This window comes from Dactylosporangium sp. NPDC049742, from assembly GCF_040674675.1.
Taxonomy (GTDB): Bacteria; Actinomycetota; Actinomycetes; order Mycobacteriales; family Micromonosporaceae; genus Dactylosporangium; species Dactylosporangium maewongense.
The window spans coordinates 78023-97050 of record NZ_JBFANF010000017.1 but is presented as its reverse complement, the minus strand read 5'-3'; the positions used below and the strand labels follow the sequence as shown (position 1 = coordinate 97050).

Genomic DNA, 19028 nt, shown 5'->3' with positions numbered 1-19028 from the left:
TTACGGTCGGTGACGACGCCAGACGCCGATTTCCCCGGCGGTGGTACGGTCGTGAAAGCGGTCGGCCCGTCACCGACTACCTCTTCGCCGCAGGCTGCCAGCACCCCCGCCGCATCGTCTCTGCTCTGCGGACTGCCAGCGCCGCAGGCGTGACCGGCACCGGGTTGGACGAGCCCGGACCGGCGGCACATGCCCGCGGCACGGCCCAGACGGGCGCGGCATTGGCGGGCGCGGCCCGGGCGCGGCGTGGCCTTGGCGCCGGCCTATCGGTCGTGCGGTTGGCGCGGACCCTTCGGGCATGCCGTCGGCGCGAGGCCGAACGGTCACGGCCCCAGGGATGCAGCAAGCGCGTGCTGCGCGACTCGGGCGCCGGCGCCCACATGGTGCGAACGTCGCTGGCGCAGGGCATCGGCGGACCAGACGCGGCGGCCGTGTGACGCCCCGGAGCCGTGTGTGGTGTCTGCCTGGGGGCGGCGGTCTGTCTCGCGGATGCCAGCGACGTGGGTGTGACCGATGCCGAGGTGGACAGTTTCTGGACCCGTCGACATGGCGGAGCGCCGACCCGGCGGGCGTGCGATTTGCGCGGACCCCCGGCGGACCGGCGGACCGGCGAACGTGTGGACGGGGACCCCGGCGGGCATGCGGGGCCGGACTCGCGTGGTGGTCGCTCCGGGCGTGTCGGTCTGTGCTGCGGTTGCCAGCGTCGTGGGTGTGACGGATGCCGAGGTGGACTGGCGCGGACCGGCGGTCATGCGGCTGCCCGGAACCAGCGGACCTGCGGTTGGCGCGGACCCGGCGGTTGTGCGGCAACCCGGACCTGGGGGAGTGTGCGGTTGTGCGCGGAGCCGACGATCAGGCGGCGGCCCGGATCTGGCGGATGCGCGGCGGGCCGGATCTGGCGGATGCGCGGCAACCCGGATCTGGCGAGTGCGCGGTTGGGGCGATCTGGCGGGTATGCGGTCGGCGCGGAGCCGACGACCATGGGGCGACCCGGACCCGGCAGGGGTGCGGTTGGCGGAGCCGGCGTGTGCGCGGCCCAGACCTGCCAGGAATGCGGTTGGCGGAGCTGGCGCGGGTGCGCGGCCCGGACCGGTCCGGTGAGGCAGGCGGTTGGCGGAGCCGGCGAGCGTGCGGCGGCGCTGAGCTGGCGGGCGTGCGACGGCCCGGAGCTGCGGGGTCGCTGCTCCGGGCCGGTGGGTGGAACTTCGGGTCGGGCGTGGGGCCGACCGTAGGGGTCTAGCGGGTGGCGTCCGACTGGTCGCGGGCGTCGCGCTGGGTGGGGACCGGGTGGTCCGAGGAGTGGCGGGCGTAGCCGTTGCCGGCGGTGGGGCGGTCGGCGTCCTGTGCCTCGTGTGCGGCGGACCTCGGCTCGAACAGGCTGCGTGGCCTGGTCTCGCTGCGGCCGTTGGGGGCGAGCGGGGCGTGCTCGCCGGAGCGGCTGTCGGCGTCGGGGTCGCTCTCGGCGGCGTTGCCGTTGAGGCCGCTGTTGCCGTTGCCGTTGGCGCCGTTGGGGGTGCTGAGTGACGCGTGCTCGCCGGATGCGCTGTCGTCGGCCGGGTCGGCGTCGGCGGCTTCGGTGTCCTGGGCCGCGGGGTCGGTGCCGTTCGTGGTCACAGGGATGCCGGCGAGCGGGCGGCCGGCGAGGGGGTGGCCCGTGCCGGTGATGGGCTGGCCGGTGTGCGGGCGGACCGCGACGGGCTGGCCGGTCAGCGGGTTCACGGCGACCGGCTGGGGCGCCGGCTGGCCGGCCACGGGCTGCGGCTGACCGGAAGGCTGGCCGGAAGGCTGCGCGGAAGGCTGAGCGGAAGGCTGGCCGGAAGGCTGGCCGGAAGGCTGACCAGAAGCGGGCTGCGGCGAGGGCCCGGCCGACGGCTGGCCGCCGCCCGGCTCCTGCTCGGCCAGGCGCTGCTGCTCGGCGAGGCGCTGCTGGTCGGCGGCGCGTTCCGCGGGGGTGCGGACCGGGATCTTCGCGTACTCGCCGGTCTCGCCGCCCGCGGCGGCGGCCATGACGGCGGCGGCGGCCAGGTCGGCGACCCGCTTCGCCTCGCGCTGGACGCGGGCGCGGACCTCCTTGGCGTGCCGCTCCGCGCCCTCGGCGGCCGAGCGGGCCTCCTCGAGGCGGGCCATCTCCTCGGCCAGGTCCTGCCGGGTCTCCTTCAGGCGCTGCTGGAACTGCTGGACCTCACGCTCGGTGGTCGCACCCTCGCGGCGGGTCTGGGCCAGGCGCTGCTGGTTGGTCTCGAGCTCGGCCTGCAGCTGGGACAGGGCCTGCCGGCGGGCCTGGATCTCGCGCTGGACGGTGGCGAGCTGGTGCTGGGCGGCGGTGTTCTGCTCGTCGCCGCGGCGGCGCAGCTCGGCGACGTGCTGCTCGGCCTCGGCCTTGACGGCGGCGCACTGCTCGTCGACGCCGGTCCGCTGGCGCACCAGCTCCTCCTCGACCGCCTCACGGTGGTCGGCGATCTCCTTCTCGGTCGCCTCGCGGTGGTCGGCGATCTCCTTCTCGGCCTGCGCCTTCCACTGGGCCAGCTCCTGCTGGGTCTGCTTGCGGGCGGCCTCGATCTCCTGCTGGATCTTGAGGTGGGCCGCCTCCAGGAGGGCCTTCGCCTGCGCCTGGGTGTGCTTGATCTGGGCGGCGCTCTGCTCGTTGATCCTGGCGGCCTCCTGCTCGGCGCGCTGCTGCGCGGCCTCACTGTTGGCCCGGAGCCGCTCGGCGACCTCACGGATCTCGGCGAGCTCGGCCTGTGCGGCGGCGCGGCGCTCCTCGTACGCCTGCTGCTCCTCGGTGCGGCGCTTCGCCAGCTCGTCCTCGAGGTCCTGCAGGGTCTTCGCGGCCAGCTCACGGGCGTCGGCGAGGACCTTCTCGGCCTCGGCCTGGTGCTTCGTGGCCCGCTCCTGGGTGGTGCTGGTGATCTGGTTGGCCTGCTTCTCGGCGAGCGCGAGGATGTCGTCGACCATCGGCCCGAGGTGCCGGAACGAGGCCTTGTCGACCTGCGCCGGCCGGTCCTTGACCTCGTTCAGCTCCTGCTGCAGCTGCTGGCGCTGCGCCTGCATCGACCGCAGCCGGGTGTCGAGGTCCTGCCGGTCCGCGTCGATCCGCCGGCGTTCCTGCGCGAGCTGGGCCAGCTCGCGGTCCCGCTTTGCGAGGTACTGGTCGACCTGTCCCTGGTCGTACCCGCGAAGCGCGACCTTGAAGGCCGGCCGCGCGCCGGAATCCTCGCGAGCCGTCGCCAGCTCTCCGCCCTGGGACATGTGCCAACCCTCCATACCATCGCGAGCGCGATCCGCCGCCACGCTACCGTCGCCTGCCCTCGGGCCAACACCCCGCCCGGCGTGTCAGTTTCGCACCACATCGGTGGCCGGAGGATCGTCCGGAAGGCCCTCGATCCTGCGCGCGTGCTCGATCATGCCGTGGATCGCCTCGAGGCTCGGCCCCGACAGCCCGGCCGCGCGCAGCGCCATGGTCCGCACCGCGTTGTCCCGCAGCGCGGCGAGCAGCTCCAGCTGCTCGTCGATGCGCCGCGCGGCCTCGTCGTCGAGGAAGTATGCGGCGTTGACCCCGAAGAACTCGGCGAGCGCCTCGAGGTGCCGTTTGGTCGGGTTGTCCCGTGCTCCTTTGCGCAGTTGCCAGATGTACGTGTGGGAGATCATCACTCCGCGTGCCCGGATGGCGGCGGCGACCTCCTCGTAGCTGTACTCGCCGCGACCCGGCGGGTGGACCGTGCTGAAGAGACGGTCGAGCTTCTCCGCGAGGGTCACATGGCCTCCTGGGACGTAGACGCTTGACAATCGCACCCCTGCGATGGAAATCTCCATCATAAGCTCAGATTTATGGACGATGTCGCCCCATAAACTGAAGTTGACGTCATCCTTCCGGGTGGGACGGATCGTGGCCGGCGAAGGCAACGGGGGTGGCCACGAGACCCTGCGCGGCCGCGACGCGGTACCGCCGTGCGAGGCCGAGCAACGCCCGGACCTCGGCGTCGACATCGGGCCCGCCGGCCGACTGGGAGGCGTTCGGCGGGCCGGGGGCCTGCTCTGCGGTGTGCACCGGAGCATGCACGGGTGCCGGCTCCTGAGCTGGTGCCGGGCCGCTGCCGGGGGGCAAGCCCGGCGCCACCACATCGTCACCGGCGGTCACGGACCCGCCGGAGTCATCCATGAAGCCGCGGGAGCGCAGGACCGCGGCCCGCAGGGCGGTGGCGTCGGCGTCGGTGTCGCCCGCGCGGCCGGCGAGGAGCCACTGGGCGTCACGGATCTCGATGATCCGGCGGTACAGGCGGAGCTCGACGCTGCGCAGAGCGACCAACTCGCCGAGCCGGCCGGGTGGGTCGCCGAGCACGACACCGGGCGCGGCGGTCGCCAGGTCCCGCCACAGCGGGCGCAGTCGCTGCAGGGCCACGTAGCGTGACGTCCAGCGCCGCAGGCCGCCCATCGCGGGCAGGGCGGCGCCGGTGCCGAAGAACAGCAGCATCAAGGCCAGCAGCATCCGGGAGACGCTCTGCGCGACGGGGTGGTCGAGGGCGCGGCTGCCGGCGGCGTGGCTGATCTGGTAGATCACGCGGTTCGCCATGAACAGCAGCCCGACCACGGCACCGGCGCTGAGCAGCCACATCCCGATCCGCAGCCGCCACGGCGCGGCACCTCGGCCGGCGGGGCGGAAGAGGACCAGCGCGCAGATCAGCCCGACGGTCAGCCCGAGCTGCGTCAGCGTGGCGTACGCGGTGACCAGCGGCGTCCCGGCCTGCTCGTAGACGAAGTCGTAGCGCTCGGGGCGGCGCGGGGCGAGCAGGAACAGCACGGTCATCGCCACGCCCGTCACGCTCAGCAGCACGTACGCGGCGCGGCGGAGCCTGGCGAAGCGGGCCGGGTCCGGGGACAGCAGCCCGACGAGGTTGACCATTCCGGCGGACGCGGCGACGGTCGCCAGGTTCTTCAGCGGTACCGAGATGTCCGGCACGTGCAGCAGGGTGTCGGTCGCGTACGAGATCTCCCGCCGGTTGAACGTGAACGACACCGTCGCCAGCAGCACGACGAGCCGGATGGCCTTGCCCCGCGGGGTCTGCGGCGTCGCGAACCGCCAGATCGTGAACGCCCAGAACGTGGTCAGGACCAGGATCTCGACGAAGTCGACGGCGTCACCGGCCACGGCGCTCGACCAGGAACGGCTCGGCGAGGGCGTCGTACAGGTTGCCCAGGGCGGGGTCGGCGGGCGGCCGGGCGGCGGCCGTGGTGGCGGCCCGCTCGTTGAGCATCGTGGCGATCATCTCCGCGACCTGCTCCTGCGGCGCGCTGTACGACGAGCGGCGCAGCACCCGGGCGACGGTCGCCGGGTCCAGGTCGGGCAGCAGCAGCGCGGTCACGTCCTCGGGCTCCGGCTCGGGCGCGACGTGGTCGCACAGGATGTGGCCGATCTCGTGCAGGATGATGTGCTGCTGGTGCAGCCAGCCGGCGCCGGCCGCGTAGAAGACGTGGTCGGCCTTGTCGGTCGCCAGCCACAGCCCGCACGCGGTGCCGTCGACGCCCGCGGCCGGCAGCTGGTGCAGGTGCAGGTCGCGCCCGCGCGCGGCGGCGACGGACGCGCAGAACGCCCGCAGGTCGAACGGGTCCGGGACGTCGAGCCCGGCCAGCATCCGCTTGACCTGTTTCTCCAGCGTTCGCAGCCGCATCCACGCTCCAGCCGACCATCGGTGCCCATCGGGTCCAACCATAGGCCCCCGGCCGGAGCGGCAGGTGGCTCCGGCGTCCGACGTCACTTTCATTTGTTCACCTCTATTGACAGCGTTCGAGGGGTCGACGTACGTTTCCTGCACTTACTCGGTTCAGTAAACCTTCTTCAAGGAGCCCCCGTGCGAAGAGCCTGGATCGTGGTCGTCACCGCCCTGGCGACCGCAGTGACCGCCGTCGTCGCCGTCGCCGCCCAGCCGCGGCCCCAGTCCGCCGAAGCGTTCCCCGCGTCGTCGCGCAGCGCGCTGATCAGCTATCTGAGCGGGATCAGCGGGCAGTACACCGTCACCGGCCAGCACAACCGTGAACCCAACGCCGACCCGACCAAGTGGACCAGGGTCGCCCAGCAGCTCACCGGCCAGACGCCGGGCCTGTGGGGCGGCGACTTCCTGTTCCAGTCCGCCGACGTGTCGTCCCGCCAGACGATGGTCAGCGAGGCGATCCGGCAGTGGCAGGGCGGCTCGCTCGTCGCGCTGACCTGGCACATGTGCCCGCCGACCGTGGGCTCGACCTGCGGCTGGGACAGCGCCGGCGTGCTCAGCCACCTGAGCGACGCCCAGTGGAGCCAGCTGGTCACCGACGGTACGTCGCTGAACACCGCCTTCAAGAACCGCCTCAACGAGGCCGTGCCCTACCTGCGGCAGCTGCAGAACGCCGGCGTGCCGGTGCTCTTCCGCCCGGTCCACGAGATGAACGAGGGCTGGTCGTGGTGGGGCGGCCGGCCGGGCGCGAACGGCAGCCGCAAGCTCTTCCAGATCGTGCACGACCACTACGCCGGCCAGGGCCTCACCAACCTCGTGTGGGTGTGGAACGTCAAGGACGTCAACATGGGCTCGATCGCCGACTACTGGCCCGGCCCGTCCTATGTGGACCTGGCGACGCTCGACATGTGGGTGAAGTACGCGCCGAGCACCTCGGACTACCAGGCGATGCTGAACGTCGCCGGCGGCAAGCCGATCGCCCTCGCCGAGGTCGGCCAGGTGCCGAGCGTCGCGCTGCTGCAGGCGCAGCCGCGGTGGACGTACTTCATGGTGTGGGCGGAGTACCTCACGGACCCGGCGTACAACAACAACGCGGCCGTGCAGAACACGTACTTCAACAGCCGGGTCCTGGTCCGGGGCGAGTTCACCGTGCCCGGCTCCGGCGGCGGGGGCGGCTCGGGGACCGGCCAGATCACCGGCCTCGCCGGCAAGTGCCTCGACGTGGCCGCGGCCGGCACCGCCAACGGCACCAAGGTCCAGCTGTACAGCTGCAACGGCACCAGCGCGCAGCAGTGGACCGTCGGGACCGACGGCACGATCCGGGCCCTCGGCAAGTGCCTCGACGTCGCCGGCGGCGTCAACGCGGACGGCACGAAGGTCCAGCTCTGGGACTGCGTCGGCAACGACCACCAGCGGTGGAGCCGGGTGGGGCAGACCCTGGTCAACCCGGCGACCGGCCGGTGCCTGGACGCGACGGGACAGTCCAGCGCCGACGGCACCCAGATCCAGATCTGGACCTGCAACGGCCAGACCAACCAGCGCTGGACCCTGCCTGCGTGAGTTTCCGGTGTACCCGTCCCCGCGGTCGCTTGGGCCTTTTGCTCAGGCGGCTGCGGGGGCGGTGCTGTCCCGGACGGCAAGGGTGGGGTTGGTGTACCGGACGCTGCGCGGCGGCCGCCCGTCGACGCACTCCAGCAGGAGCCTGGCCGCGCGGGCACCGTAGTCGGCGATGTTGCGGCGCAGCACGGTCAGCGCCGGGTGGACCACCTCGCACAGCGGCGAGTCCTCCCACGCGAGCATCGACACCTCGTGCGGCACGCGGACGCCCATCTCCGCCGCGACGCCGAGCCCGGCGAGGGCCATCACGTCGCTGTCGTAGACGATCGCGGTCGGCCGCTGCTTGCCGCTGAGGATCCGCCGGGTCGCCTGCGCGGCGGCGTCGCCCGTGTAGTCCGCGGCGACCACCGTCACCGTCATGGCGGTGCCCCTCGTCGTCGCCGCGATCGCGTCGGTACGCGCCTGCGTGTGCAACATGTCCGGCGGCCCGCTGACCCGCGTGACCCGCCGGTGCCCGAGCGACGCGAGGTACCCGACGACCTTCCCGGCCGACGCCGCTTCGTCGGTCCACAGGTTGGCCAGCCCCGGGATCTCCCCGGTGCCGCCGACCACCACCGCCGGCAGGTCGAGCGCGAGCACGGCCGGCACCCGCGGGTCGTCGCGCTGCAGGTCACACAGCACCACCCCGTCGACCCGCCGCTCGGCGTGCCACCTGCGGTGGACGGCGATCTCCTCCTCGGCGTTCGCCACGAACTGCAGGGCCAGCCCGAACCCGCGCGCCGACAGCTCCACCTGGATGCCGCTGATCAGCTGCCGCCGGAACACCTCGATGCTGAACGCCGCCGACGTACGCCGCAGCGTCAGCCCCACCGCGTCGGACGACGCCCCGTGCATCGCCACCGCCGGCCGGTGCACCGCGAACCCGAGCTCCGCCGCCACGTCCTGGATCTGCCTGCGCAGGTCCTCGGACACCCCGGGCCGCCCGTTCAGCGCATACGAGACCGCGACCCTCGACACCCCGACACGCTGAGCGATGTCACTCATCGTCGGCCGCCGCCCCATCCGCAGCATCCTAGCCGCTCCCACCCTCATGATCCGGAAGACTCCTGGTCGCCAGCGCGACAATAACCCTTCCGGATCACGAGAAAGCCGGCCGCGCCCAACCCCCACAAACGCCGCGTGGGCCCTGCTTTCCATGATCCGGTAAACCTTGTGCACCCAGGGCTGCACAAGGTCTTCCGGATCACGAGGACGGACGTGCCGCGTTGCAGCGGATCCGTGATCCCGAACGATTGTGGTCGCTCTGACTACTGAAATCGCACGGGACCATGGGGCAGCGGCAGCCCTCGCTTGCTGGGCTGGTTGATACCGGGGTCGCTTCTCATGATCCGGAAGAGTTTGTGATCCTAGAGCGACACAAAGTCTTCCGGATCATGGTGGGGCCGCGGCGGCCGGTCACCGCGGGTACTGGGCGGGCCCGGTTTCTCGTGATCCGGAAGAGGTTGTGTAGTCAGGGGTGCACAAGGTCTTCCGGATCACGGGGTGGGCGCGGCGGCCGGCCACCGGGTGCGGCGCGCACGCGCAATCCGGCCGCGCGGAGCGCTGGCTGTGCGAGCGAAGCGAGCATTGGGGTCCGGGTGAGAATCCCCGGCGGGACCCGCCGCGCCAGCGGTGGGGCGGCGAGCCCATGGCCGAAGGCCACCGGCGGGTGACAGCGCTATTGCGGAGCAACAGGCGAGCAGCTGTCGCGGAGGAGGAGGCGGGGGGTGGTGTCCTGGAAGTCGGTGGCGGGGGCGCCGTCGAGGTGGGCGAGCAGGGTGCGGGCGGCGTTGGCGCCGTAGGCGAGCACGTCGCGGGCCAGGGCGCTCAGCGCCGGGTACGCCATCTCGCACAGCTGCGAGTCGTCGCCCGCGATGATGGACAGGTTGGCGGGGACGTCGAGGCCCAGTTTGCGGGCGACGTGCAGGCCGGCGGTCGCCATGATGTCGTTGTCGTAGGTGATGGCGGTCGGTGGGCGGGCCGAGGTGAGCAGCTGCTCGGTGGCCCAGGCGCCGGCCTCCCAGGTGTAGTCGGTGTCGATGACCTCGGCGCTTTCCAGGTGGTGCCGGGCGGCGGCGGCGCGGAAGGCCAGGGTGCGGATGCGGGTGTGTTCGAGGGCCGCGAGCCCGGCCACGCGGGCGATCCGCCGGTGGCCGATGGCGGCGAGGTACGCGAGCGCCTCGGTGAGCGCGGCGGCGTCGTCGCTCCAGACGGCGGGGATCGAGGAGCCGGGGCGCGGGTGGCCGACGAGGACGGCGGGCAGCCCCATCGACGACAGCGCGGCGATCCGGGTGTCGTCGGCCCACAGGTCGGTGAGGATGGTGGCGTCGATGCGGCGGGCCGCCCACAGGCCGCGCAGGGCCTCGATCGCCCGGTCGTGGTCGGCGACGACCTGCAGGACGAGCGCGGTGCCGGTCGCCGACAGCTCGGTCTCCAGGCCGGCGATGAACTTCATGTAGAACGGCTCGACGCCGAGGGTGGCCGCGTCGCGGGCGACGACCAGGCCGATCGCCTCGGCGCGGGACACCGACAGGCCGCGGGCGGCGGCGCTGGGCTGCCAGCCCATCTCGGCGGCGATGGCGAGGATCCGCTCGCGGGTGCGGGCGGACACGCCGGGCCGGTCGTTGAGCGCGAACGATACGGCCCCGATCGAGACCCCGGCGGCCTCGGCGATGTCGTTGATGGTCGGCCGTCGCGTCACCAACCCATTCTCCAACAACCCGTCATTTCGTGGCTCCGGAGGTGAAGCCGTTGTAGATGAACCGCTGCAGGAACAGGAACAGCAGCAGCGTCGGCACGATGACCAGGATCGCGCCGGCGGAGATGGTCTCCCAGTGCGCCCCGAACGGGCCCTTGAAGCGGAACAGCGACGTGGAGATCGTCCCGAGCCCCTCCGACGGCATGTAGAGGAACGGGATGTAGAAGTCGTTGTAGACGAAGATGCCCTTGATGATGACGACGGTGGCGATCGCGGGGCGCAGCAGCGGCAGGATGACGCTGCGGTAGATGCGGAAGGTGGAGGCGCCGTCGAGGCGCGCCGCCTCGTCCAGCGAGACGGGGATGCCGCGCATGAACTGGACGAAGATGTAGATCGCGACGATGTCGGTCCCCAGGTACAGCAGGATCGGCGCCCACCGGCTGTCGAAGGCGCCCAGCGCGTCCACGACCTGGAAGGTGGTCACCTGGGTGGTGACACCGGGCACGAGGGTCGCGACGAGGAAGGCGCCGACGACGACCTTCTTGAAGCGGAAGGTGAAGCGGTCGATGGCGTAGGCGGCGAGGGTACCGACGAACACGGTGCCGACGACGGAGACGACCAGGATGAGCGCGGTGTTGGCGAAGGCGGTCAGCATCCGCCCGTTGGTGAACGCGGTGGCGTAGTTGGAGAGGTTCGTCCAGTCGTGCGGCAGGGCGAGGGGGTCGCCGCCGCCCACCATCTCCTCCGGCGTCTTCAGCGAGGTGAGGAACACCGACACGAGCGGCAGCAGCACGACGACGGAGGCGACGACGAGCGAGAGATACTTCAAGGCCTTGGTCATGTCAGGTCGGTCCTCTCCTCTGGTACCAGCCGCCGCTGCACCCACGTGACCAGCAGCACGATCAGGAGCAGCACGACCGCGGCCGCCGAGGCGAGCCCGAACTTGTTGAACTGGAAGGCGAGCTTCACGGTCTGGATGACGAAGGTCTTGCTGTCGCCCGCGCCGCCGGTCATCACGAACGGGATCTCGAACACCGACAGCGACCCGGACACGGCCAGGATCACGCTGAGGCTGAGGATCGGCTTGATGCCGGGCGCGACGATGTGCCGGAACACGTGCCAGCGGTTGGCGCCGTCGAGCTCGGCGGCCTCGTGCAGCTCCGGCGGGATCGCCTGGATCGCGCCGAGGAAGAGCACGAAGTTCAGCCCCAGGAAGCGCCACACGGACACCCCGCTCAGCGACACGTTGACCAGGTCGGGGTCGCCGAGCCAGAGCAGCTCGTGGTGCACGCCGAACAGCGCGAGCACCGCGTCGAGGGTCCCGCCGGGGCGGAAGAAGTACAGGAACACGAACGAGACCGCGACGCCGTTGATGAGGTACGGGAAGAACAGGATCCCCTTGAACAGGTTCCGCAGCCGCAGCTTGAAGCTCAGGATGAACGCGAAGTACATCGCGACCGCGGTCTGCACGAAGGCGGCGAGCAGGTAGTACACGCTGACGACGAAGACGCTGAACAGCTCCGGGCGGGTGAAGAGCTGCACGTAGTTGTCCACGCCGACGAACGCGGGGTCGGGGTCGAGGCCGTCCCAGTCGGTGAAGCTGTAGGTGATCATGCTGCCGACGGGGATGTACGTGAAGACGACCAGCAGCGCGAGGGCGGGCAACAGGTAGAGCCAGGGGAGGAGTCGGGTTCTCACGGCGCTCCGAACACAGCAGAAGGGTGGCGCCGCCCGAAAGCGACGCCACGACAGACGTCAGAGGGTCTTGGCGGCCTCGGTCCACCGCTTCGACAGGTCGGCGAGGACCCCGCGCAGGTCACCGGATGCGGCGCCGCGGGCGGTGTCGACCAGCTTCTGCCGGTAGTCGGGCTTGCTGATGCCGACCTCGGAGGCGTTGTCGACCTTGGTGAGCTTCGCGGACTCGGCCTGCGACAGCTCGATGAACTTGACGCCGGCGGCGGTGAACGGCTGCATCGCCGGCGGCAGCGGGGCGCCCTTGACGGCGGAGATCGCCTGGTTGACGGTGGCGCTGTCGGACTTGTCGATGAACCAGTCGAACCAGGCCCGGGCGGCCGCCTTGTTCTTCGAGTGGCTGTTGATCGCGTACTGGTAGTCGGGCGCGACGACGGAGCAGAACTTGCCGTCCACCTGCTTCGGGAACGGCATGTAGCCGATGACCGAGGGGTCCTTGCCGGCCTTCTTCGCCGCGTCCTGCATCTGCGCGATCGCCCACGAGCCGAGCCACATCGTCGCGATCTTGCCGGTGGCGATCTGCCCCTTCGAGTCCTCCCAGTTGGTGGTGGTCGGGTCGGCCTCGGAGAGCTTGTTCTTCACGATGTCGAACAGCAGCGTGTCGCCGGTGGCGAGGTCGGCGCCGGCGGCCCACGGGTCGCCCTTGACCAGGTTGTCGTTGGCCTTCGGGTCGCAGCTGACCGAGCCGACGACCTGCGACCAGGAGCTCAGCGGCCACCCGTCGTGGTAGTTGGTGTAGTACGGGGTGGCCGCGGTCTTCGACTTGATGGCCTGCAGCGCGGTGATGAACTCGGCGGGCGTGGTCGGCCACGTCGTGACGCCGGCCTGGGTCCAGACGTCCTTGTTGTAGACGAAGCCGTTGACGTACGCGAAGCCGGCGACGCCGTAGACCTTGTCGCCGACCTTGGCCTTGTCGGTGAAGCTGTACTTCGCGCCGAGGTCGGCGGCGGAGCCGAGGGGCGCGAAGTACTTCGGGTAGTCGTCGGTGACGACGGTGTTGGGGATCAGCAGGACGTCACCGTAGTTCTCGGTGTTCATCCGGATCTTGACTTCGCCCTCGTAGTCGGTGACGCCCTCGAACTTGACGGTGACCTTGGGGTACAGCTGCTTGAACTGGTCGGCGTACTTCTGCATGGTGCCGTCGGTGACGAGGTCGGTGCGGTTGGTCAGCACGGTGATCTCGCCGGAGACGGCGGCGGGGTCGGTCGGGGAGACGGCGTCGGCGGACTGCTTCGGGTCGGATCCGCTGCCGCACGCCGCGAGGGAGAGGGCAAGCGCGACCGCAAGTGTTCGGCGGAACATGGGCGCTCCATTCGAGGGGTGTCTAAAGCGTTTTAGTTCGAGCGAACGCAGGATGACACCGTTGTCAGGCGAATGGGAAGAGCCCTTAACCGATCCGTGACCTGAGCGGCGTCAGCGGGGCGGGGCGGTGCTGCCGCGCGGGGTCAGGTGCGCCGGGGCGCCGTGTGCGCTGGTCACGGGCTCGCCGGCGATCGCCGCGAGGAGGGTGCGGGCGGCCAGCTCGCCGTACGCGCCGATGTCGCGGGTCAGCGCCGTCAGCGGCGGGTGCAGCAGCCGGCAGATCGGCGAGTCGTCCCAGGCCACGATCGACAGCTCGGCCGGCACGGAGACGCCCAGCTCGCGGGCCGCGGTCAGGCCCGCGACGGCCATCACGTCGTTGTCGTAGAGCAGTGCGGTCGGCGGACGCGCCCCGTCGAGCAGCTTGCGGGTCGCCCGCGCGGCCGCCTCGCCGGTGTAGTCCGCCGGGACGGTCACCGCGTCGGCGATCCCGAGCCGGGCGCACACGCCGGCGAACGCGGCCGTGCGGATCGCGGTGTGCGCCAGCTGCGGGATGCCCCCGACCCGGGCGATCCGGCGGTGTCCGAGCGCCGCCAGGTACTCCACCGCCTCCACCATGGACTGCTCGTCGTCGCTCCAGACGCTGGTCAGCGACCCGCTGACGCCGGGCGGGCCGACCACGACCGCGGGCAGGCCGAGCTCCTGCAGGGTGCTCACCCGCGGGTCGCCGACGTTGACGTCGCAGACCAGCACGCCGTCGACGCGCCCCTCGCTGAACCACCGCCGGTAGAACGCGAGCTCCTCGTCGCGCCCCGGCGCCATCTGCAGCAGCAGCGCGTAGGACTGCCGGGACAGCTCCAGCTCCAGGCCGCTGATCAGCTCCATGAAGAACGGCTCGACCCCGAGGGTGCTCGGCGGCCGGCGCAGCGTCAGGCCGACGACCCGGGTCTTCGCGCCGGCCAGGGCCCGGGCGTTGCTGTCGGCGTGGAACTGCAGGCGCTCGGCGACGGCCAGGATGCGCTCCCGGGTGGCCGCGGACACGCCCGGCCGGCCGTTCAGCGCGTACGAGACGGCCCCCTTGGACACGCCCGCCTCCCGGGCGATGTCGGCGATGGTCGGTCGTTTCACCTGCGGCCGCCTTTCTCGGTTCACCGATGCTAGCCGCTCGCGGCCCCTCGTTGACAGGTCGCGAGGACCGCCGTTACCGTCAATCTCCACTTACTCGGTTCACTAACGCGACGAGGTTGAGCATGTACCGCGCGCTGCACGACAACTGGACGCTGTCCGGGCCCGACCATGCCGGCGTCCCCGCCACCGTGCCCGGCTGCGTGCACACCGACCTGCTGCGGGCCGGACTGATCGACGACCCGTACATCGACGACAACGAGAACCGGCTCGGCTGGATCGGCCGGACGGACTGGACCTACACCACCACCTTCCAGTGGGCGCCGGACGGCCACGACCGCGCCGACCTGGTCTTCGACGGCCTCGACACGGTCGCCGAGGTCGAGCTCAACGGCACCGTCCTCGGCCGGACCGCCAACATGCACCGCCGCTACCGGTTCGACGCCACGGCCCACCTGCACGAGGGCGGCAACGTCCTGCGGGTCACGTTCACCGCCCCGTACGCGTACGCCGAGGCGGAGGAGGCGCGGCTCGGCGCCCGCCCCGGGCCGTACGACGAGCCGTACCAGTTCATCCGCAAGATGGCCTGCAACTTCGGGTGGGACTGGGGGCCGACCCTCGTCACGTCCGGCATCTGGCGGCCCGTCGGCCTGCACTCGTGGTCCGGCGCGCGGCTCGCCGCCGTCCGCCCCCAGGTCCGCGCCGACGGCGTCGACGTCACGGTCGAGATCGAGCGCGGCCGCACGGCGGAGGCCGTCGCCGTCACCGCGACCATCGACGGCACCGGCGTCGAGGTCAAGGTCCCCGAGGGCGCGACCACGGCCACCCTGTCGCTCGACGTCGCCGACCCGCGGCTGTGGTGGCCGCTCGGCTACGGCGAGCCGCACCGCTACGAGCTGACCGTCACCGCCGCCGACGACACCTGGTCCCGGATGATCGGGCTGCGCACCGTCACCATCGACCCGGACGCCTTCCGGATCGTCGTCAACGGCACCCCCGTCTTCGTCCGCGGGTTCAACTGGATCCCTGACGACTGCTTCCCCGCCCGTACCGACGCCGCGACGCTCGAAACGAGGTTCGGGCAGGCGGTCGGGGCGGGCGCCAACCTGCTGCGGGTGTGGGGCGGCGGGGTCTACGAGTCCGACGCCTTCTACGACCTCGCCGACCGGCTCGGCCTGCTCGTCTGGCAGGACTTCCCGTTCGCGTGCGCCGCCTACCCCGACGACCTCGCCGCCGAGGTGGAGGCCGAGGCCCGCGACAACGTCGAGCGCCTCATGCCGCACCCGAGCCTCGTGCTGTGGTGCGGCAACAACGAGAACATCGAGGGCTACCAGCACTGGGGCTGGCAGTCCTCGCTGGGCGAGCTGACCTGGGGCGCGTCGCTCTACCACTCGGTGCTGCCGGGCGTGGTCGCCGCGCTGGACCCGGGCCGTCCGTACTGGCCGGGCAGCCCCTACTCCGGCGCGCCCGACCGCGACGTGAAGGACCCGAGCACCGGCACCGTGCACATCTGGACCGTCTGGGGCAGCGACGACTACACGCGGTATGCGGACTACACCCCACGGTTCGTGGCGGAGTTCGGGTTCCAGGGGCCGCCTGTGTACGCGACGCTGCGGGCCGCCGTCTCGGACGACCCGCTCACCCCGGACTCGCCGGGGGTGCTCCACCACCAGAAGGCCGCGGGCGGCAACGAGAAGCTGCTGCGCGGCCTGGGCGCGCACCTGCCCGCGCCGGCCACCTTTGAAGACTGGCACTACCTGACGCAGCTCAACCAGGCCCGCGCGGTGTCGTTCGGGGTCCAACGGTTTCGCTCGCTCATGCCGTACTGCATGGGCACGGTCATCTGGCAGCTCAACGACTGCTGGCCGGTCACCTCCTGGGCGGCCGTCGACGGCGCCGGCCGGCGCAAGCCGCTCTGGTACGAGCTGCGCCGCGCCTACGCCCCGCGCCTGCTCACGTTCCAGGGCTCCGCGCTGGCGCTCGTCAACGACGACGCGGCACCGTGGACGGGCACGCTGGAGCTGTCCCGGCGCTCGCTGTCCGGCGCCGTGCTCGCCTCGTCGAACGTGCCGGTGACGGTGCCGCCGCGGGAAGTCCTCGAGGTGCCGCTGCCGCCGGCGCTGGCCGCGGCGGGTGACCCGCGGCGGGAGCTGGTCGTGGCGTCCGCGGGCCCGGCCCGGGCGATCCGGTTCTTCGAGGAGGACCCCGCGGTGGACTATCCGGTCGCGGCATTCACCGGCACGGTCGCCGCGGTGCCGGGCGGGTACGAGGTGACGGTCACGGCGACCACGGTCCTGCGGGAGCTGGCGCTGTTCCCCGACCGGCTCGGCCCTGCCGCGGTGGTCGACGACATGCTCGTCACGCTGCTGCCGGGGGAGTCCGCGACCTTCACCGTCACCACCGCCGCGTCGTTGCGCGCGGCCGACCTGCTCAGCCACCCGGTGCTGCGCTGCGTCAACGAGGCCCGGCCGTGACCGCCGTGCTCGCCGTCGACGTCGGCGGCACGAAGTTCGCGGCGGCCGTGGTCACCGCCGGCGGCGTCATCCAGGACCGCCTCGAGGTGCCGCTCGCCGGCCGGGACCCCACGTCGGTCCTGCGCCACCTGGTCACGGCCCTGGCGGGCGGCGGGGTGGCGGCGGTGGGCGTCGGCACCGCCGGCCCCCTCGACCGGGTCCGCGGCACCGTCAGCCCCGTCAACATCCCTGCCTGGCGCGACTTCCCGCTCACCGGCACCCTGTCCAGCTGGCTCCCGGACGTCCCGGTCACCATGGCCGGCGACGCCCAGTGCGTCGCCCTCGGCGAGTGGTGGCGCACCCCCGCCACCGGCTCACTGCTGGGCATCGTGGTGTCGACCGGCATCGGCGGCGGCCTCGTCATCGACGGCCGCCCGTGGCTCGGCACGACCGGCAACGCCGGCCACATCGGCCACATCACCGTCGACCCGCACGGCGCCCCCTGCCCCTGCGGCGCCACCGGCTGCGTCGAGACCATCGCCAGCGGCCCCGCCATGGTCCGCTGGGCCCTCACCAACGGCTGGGAGCCAGGTCCCGCCGCCGACGCGCGGGCGCTCGCCGGGGACGCGCGGCGGGGCGTGCCGGTGGCGGTCGCCGCGTTCGACCGGGCGGCGGGCGCCCTGGCGACGGCCCTGCTGACCACCGCCGCCCTGTGCGACATCGACCGGGTCGTCATCGGCGGCGGCGTGGCCGCGGCGGGCGACGTCCTGCTCACCCCGATCCGCCGCGCCCTCGCCGACCGGGACGGCATGGCGTTCCTGCGCCGCCTCCGCGTCGAGGCCAGCACCCTCGGCCGCGACGGCGGCCTCTACGGCGCCGCCGCCCTCGCCCTCGGCACCCTCGCCGTCCCCGCCTGACCCCACCATGGTTGCCGCCAGAGCGACGACGTCTTCCGGATCATCGGGGAGCGCCCGCGGCGAGGAGGCGCCCGGCGGTGGCGGCCGGCAGGCGGGGGTTGCGGGCGGCGGCCTCGGCGACCCGGGGGTCGGGGTCGTCGAGCAGGGCGATGACCGCCGGGACGGGCAGGGCGGGGTTGGCCGCCACGTACGCCCGGGTGGTGTCGTCGGCGTGGCCGGCGAGGGCCTCGGCGACGGCCGGCGGCAGGTTCGGGGCGGTCGCCGCGACCCGGCGCAGGTCGGCGTCGTCGCCCAGGGCCATGGCCGCCAGGGCGCCGGCCGGCATGGCGGGGTGGCGGGCCAGGGCCCAGCGGGCGTGGCCGGTGCTGCAGACGAGGTCGGGCAGGATGTGGCCGGGGACGTCTGGGTGGTGCTCGGCGAGCAGCAGCCGGACGCTGTGGTCCTCGTCGGCGGCCAGCACCGCGACGGCCTCGGCGGGCAGGTCGGACGAGAACGCCACGGCCCGGCGGCACCACACGAACGGCGACCGCGCGTGCGCCGCACGGACCGCCGGCGACGCGTGCGAGGGCAGCAGCCAGCCGGCGACGTGGTAGGTCTGCGGCTCGACCCCGGCTGCGATGCGCGACCGGTCGGCGTCGGGCAGGTCGGAGCGCAGCATGACCGCGACGCGGACGTCCTCGTCCGGGTCGTCGGCGAGCGGCAGCACCGCGGCGAGCGGCACCCGCGGGTTCCCGGCCACCGCCTCGCGGACCGCCGGGTCGGCGTCCCCCACCAGCCCGGCGACGTCGACCCCCACCCCACGCGCCGGCCCGGCGTCGCCGGCCGCCGTCCCGCACGCCGCCGGGTCGGTGGCGGGCGGCAGGAGCGTGTGCCGGGCGGCGTCCTCCCGGGTGGCCGGGTCGGCGAGCAGGCCGGCGACCAGGTCCGGGGGCACCGCGTCCGAGACGGCCGCCCGGCGCACCGCCGGGTCGGGGTCGGTGAGCAGCTGCCGCAGGACCGGCTCCGGCGGCGCCGGCCAGGACCGGGCCAGGGCCTCCCGCACCTGGGCGGACGGGTCGGTGGCGAGCCACAGCCTGGCCGGTTCGGACAGGTCCCGCCGCCGCGCGAGCGCCAGCCGGACCGGGACAGCGGCATCGGCGGCGAGCGCGAGCTGCGCGTCCCCCGGCAACGGCAGGTCGACCGCCGGCCGGTGGTCGGCGCTGTGCCCTTGGGCGAGCGCCACCCGCACCGCCTCGTCCGGGTCCTCGGCGAACAGCCGCCAGACGTGCGGAGCGGCCACCGGGTTGCGGGCGAGCGCCAGCCGCACGTCCAGGTCCGGGTGCCGGGCGAGGGCCCGCGCCATGGCCGCCGTCAGGTCGGGGCGCGCGGCGAGCGCGTCGAGGACGGCCAGGTCACCGGCCGTGAGCAGGGGTGCCAGCAGCACCGGATCCAGGGCAGGGTTGGCGGCCAACCCTCGCAGGACCGCCGGTCGGTTCACCGGCAC

Annotated in this window: 14 protein-coding genes; 3 read left to right on the top strand and 11 right to left on the bottom strand. The window is 72.7% G+C overall.

Going from position 1 to position 19028, the window contains the following annotated elements; all coding sequences use genetic code 11:
* Positions 1–1236 precede the first annotated feature (1236 nt).
* The 4 genes from AB0J72_RS22310 to AB0J72_RS22295 all read right to left on the bottom strand — a co-directional run bounded on the left by AB0J72_RS22310 (position 1237) and on the right by AB0J72_RS22295 (position 5666).
* The gene (locus AB0J72_RS22310) at positions 1237–3249 is read right to left on the bottom strand and encodes a hypothetical protein (RefSeq protein WP_363401558.1); all 2013 of its coding nucleotides are present in this window, start codon (positions 3247–3249) and stop codon (positions 1237–1239) included.
* 84 nt (positions 3250–3333) lie between these two features.
* Positions 3334–3756 (bottom strand): XRE family transcriptional regulator, encoded by a 423-nt coding sequence (locus tag AB0J72_RS22305; RefSeq protein WP_363401556.1) that lies wholly within the window; start codon positions 3754–3756, stop codon positions 3334–3336.
* A gap of 106 nt (positions 3757–3862) precedes the next feature.
* A complete protein-coding gene (locus AB0J72_RS22300; RefSeq protein ID WP_363401554.1) occupies positions 3863–5146 on the bottom strand; it encodes an MAB_1171c family putative transporter in 1284 nt (427 codons plus the stop codon).
* Positions 5136–5666, bottom strand: a complete 531-nt coding sequence (locus AB0J72_RS22295; RefSeq protein WP_363401552.1) for a hypothetical protein — start codon at positions 5664–5666, stop codon at positions 5136–5138. Before AB0J72_RS22295 ends, AB0J72_RS22300 begins: the two co-directional genes overlap by 11 nt.
* Before the next feature lie 180 nt (positions 5667–5846).
* On the opposite strand from AB0J72_RS22295, the gene AB0J72_RS22290 reads away from it, so the two are divergent.
* Positions 5847–7265: a glycosyl hydrolase gene (locus AB0J72_RS22290; RefSeq protein WP_363401550.1), complete on the top strand. Its 1419-nt coding sequence runs from the start codon at positions 5847–5849 to the stop codon at positions 7263–7265.
* A gap of 42 nt (positions 7266–7307) precedes the next feature.
* Here AB0J72_RS22290 and AB0J72_RS22285 read toward each other — a convergent pair whose 3' ends face one another.
* From AB0J72_RS22285 to AB0J72_RS22260, 6 genes are all read right to left on the bottom strand, one after another.
* The gene (locus AB0J72_RS22285) at positions 7308–8306 is read right to left on the bottom strand and encodes a LacI family DNA-binding transcriptional regulator (protein WP_354903392.1); all 999 of its coding nucleotides are present in this window, start codon (positions 8304–8306) and stop codon (positions 7308–7310) included.
* 673 nt (positions 8307–8979) lie between these two features.
* On the bottom strand, positions 8980–10002 hold the full coding sequence (locus AB0J72_RS22280; protein ID WP_363401547.1) for a LacI family DNA-binding transcriptional regulator: 1023 nt from the start codon (positions 10000–10002) through the stop codon (positions 8980–8982).
* A 22-nt stretch (positions 10003–10024) separates the two neighbouring features.
* A complete protein-coding gene (locus AB0J72_RS22275) occupies positions 10025–10840 on the bottom strand; it encodes a carbohydrate ABC transporter permease (protein WP_363401545.1) in 816 nt (271 codons plus the stop codon).
* Positions 10837–11697: a sugar ABC transporter permease gene (locus AB0J72_RS22270; protein ID WP_363401543.1), complete on the bottom strand. Its 861-nt coding sequence runs from the start codon at positions 11695–11697 to the stop codon at positions 10837–10839. The genes AB0J72_RS22275 and AB0J72_RS22270 overlap by 4 nt, the downstream gene beginning before the upstream one ends.
* A gap of 57 nt (positions 11698–11754) precedes the next feature.
* Positions 11755–13053, bottom strand: coding sequence for an extracellular solute-binding protein (locus AB0J72_RS22265; protein WP_363401541.1), 1299 nt, complete (start codon positions 13051–13053; stop codon positions 11755–11757).
* A gap of 111 nt (positions 13054–13164) precedes the next feature.
* Positions 13165–14178, bottom strand: a complete 1014-nt coding sequence (locus tag AB0J72_RS22260) for a LacI family DNA-binding transcriptional regulator (RefSeq protein WP_363401539.1) — start codon at positions 14176–14178, stop codon at positions 13165–13167.
* A 122-nt stretch (positions 14179–14300) separates the two neighbouring features.
* Between AB0J72_RS22260 and AB0J72_RS22255 the strand changes: the two genes are divergently transcribed.
* Together AB0J72_RS22255 and AB0J72_RS22250 are read left to right on the top strand one after the other, a co-directional pair.
* Complete coding sequence (locus AB0J72_RS22255) at positions 14301–16649, top strand: glycoside hydrolase family 2 protein (RefSeq protein ID WP_363401683.1); 2349 nt, start codon at positions 14301–14303, stop codon at positions 16647–16649.
* Complete coding sequence (locus AB0J72_RS22250; RefSeq protein ID WP_363401537.1) at positions 16646–17545, top strand: ROK family protein; 900 nt, start codon at positions 16646–16648, stop codon at positions 17543–17545. The genes AB0J72_RS22255 and AB0J72_RS22250 overlap by 4 nt, the downstream gene beginning before the upstream one ends.
* Positions 17546–17585: 40 nt before the next feature.
* Here AB0J72_RS22250 and AB0J72_RS22245 read toward each other — a convergent pair whose 3' ends face one another.
* Positions 17586–19022 carry a hypothetical protein gene (locus AB0J72_RS22245; RefSeq protein WP_363401535.1) on the bottom strand — a complete coding sequence of 479 codons (1437 nt, stop codon included), beginning with the start codon at positions 19020–19022 and terminating at the stop codon, positions 17586–17588.
* Positions 19023–19028: the final 6 nt, after the last annotated feature.

Coding starts and splice junctions, on each gene's coding strand:
- AB0J72_RS22295 (WP_363401552.1), bottom strand. CDS start 5,666: ATGCGGCTGCGAACGCTGGAGAAACAGGTCAAGCGGATGCTGGCCGGG.
- AB0J72_RS22310 (WP_363401558.1), bottom strand. CDS start 3,249: ATGTCCCAGGGCGGAGAGCTGGCGACGGCTCGCGAGGATTCCGGCGCG.
- AB0J72_RS22275 (WP_363401545.1), bottom strand. CDS start 10,840: ATGACCAAGGCCTTGAAGTATCTCTCGCTCGTCGTCGCCTCCGTCGTC.
- AB0J72_RS22255 (WP_363401683.1), top strand. CDS start 14,301: ATGTACCGCGCGCTGCACGACAACTGGACGCTGTCCGGGCCCGACCAT.
- AB0J72_RS22285 (WP_354903392.1), bottom strand. CDS start 8,306: ATGAGTGACATCGCTCAGCGTGTCGGGGTGTCGAGGGTCGCGGTCTCG.
- AB0J72_RS22265 (WP_363401541.1), bottom strand. CDS start 13,053: ATGTTCCGCCGAACACTTGCGGTCGCGCTTGCCCTCTCCCTCGCGGCG.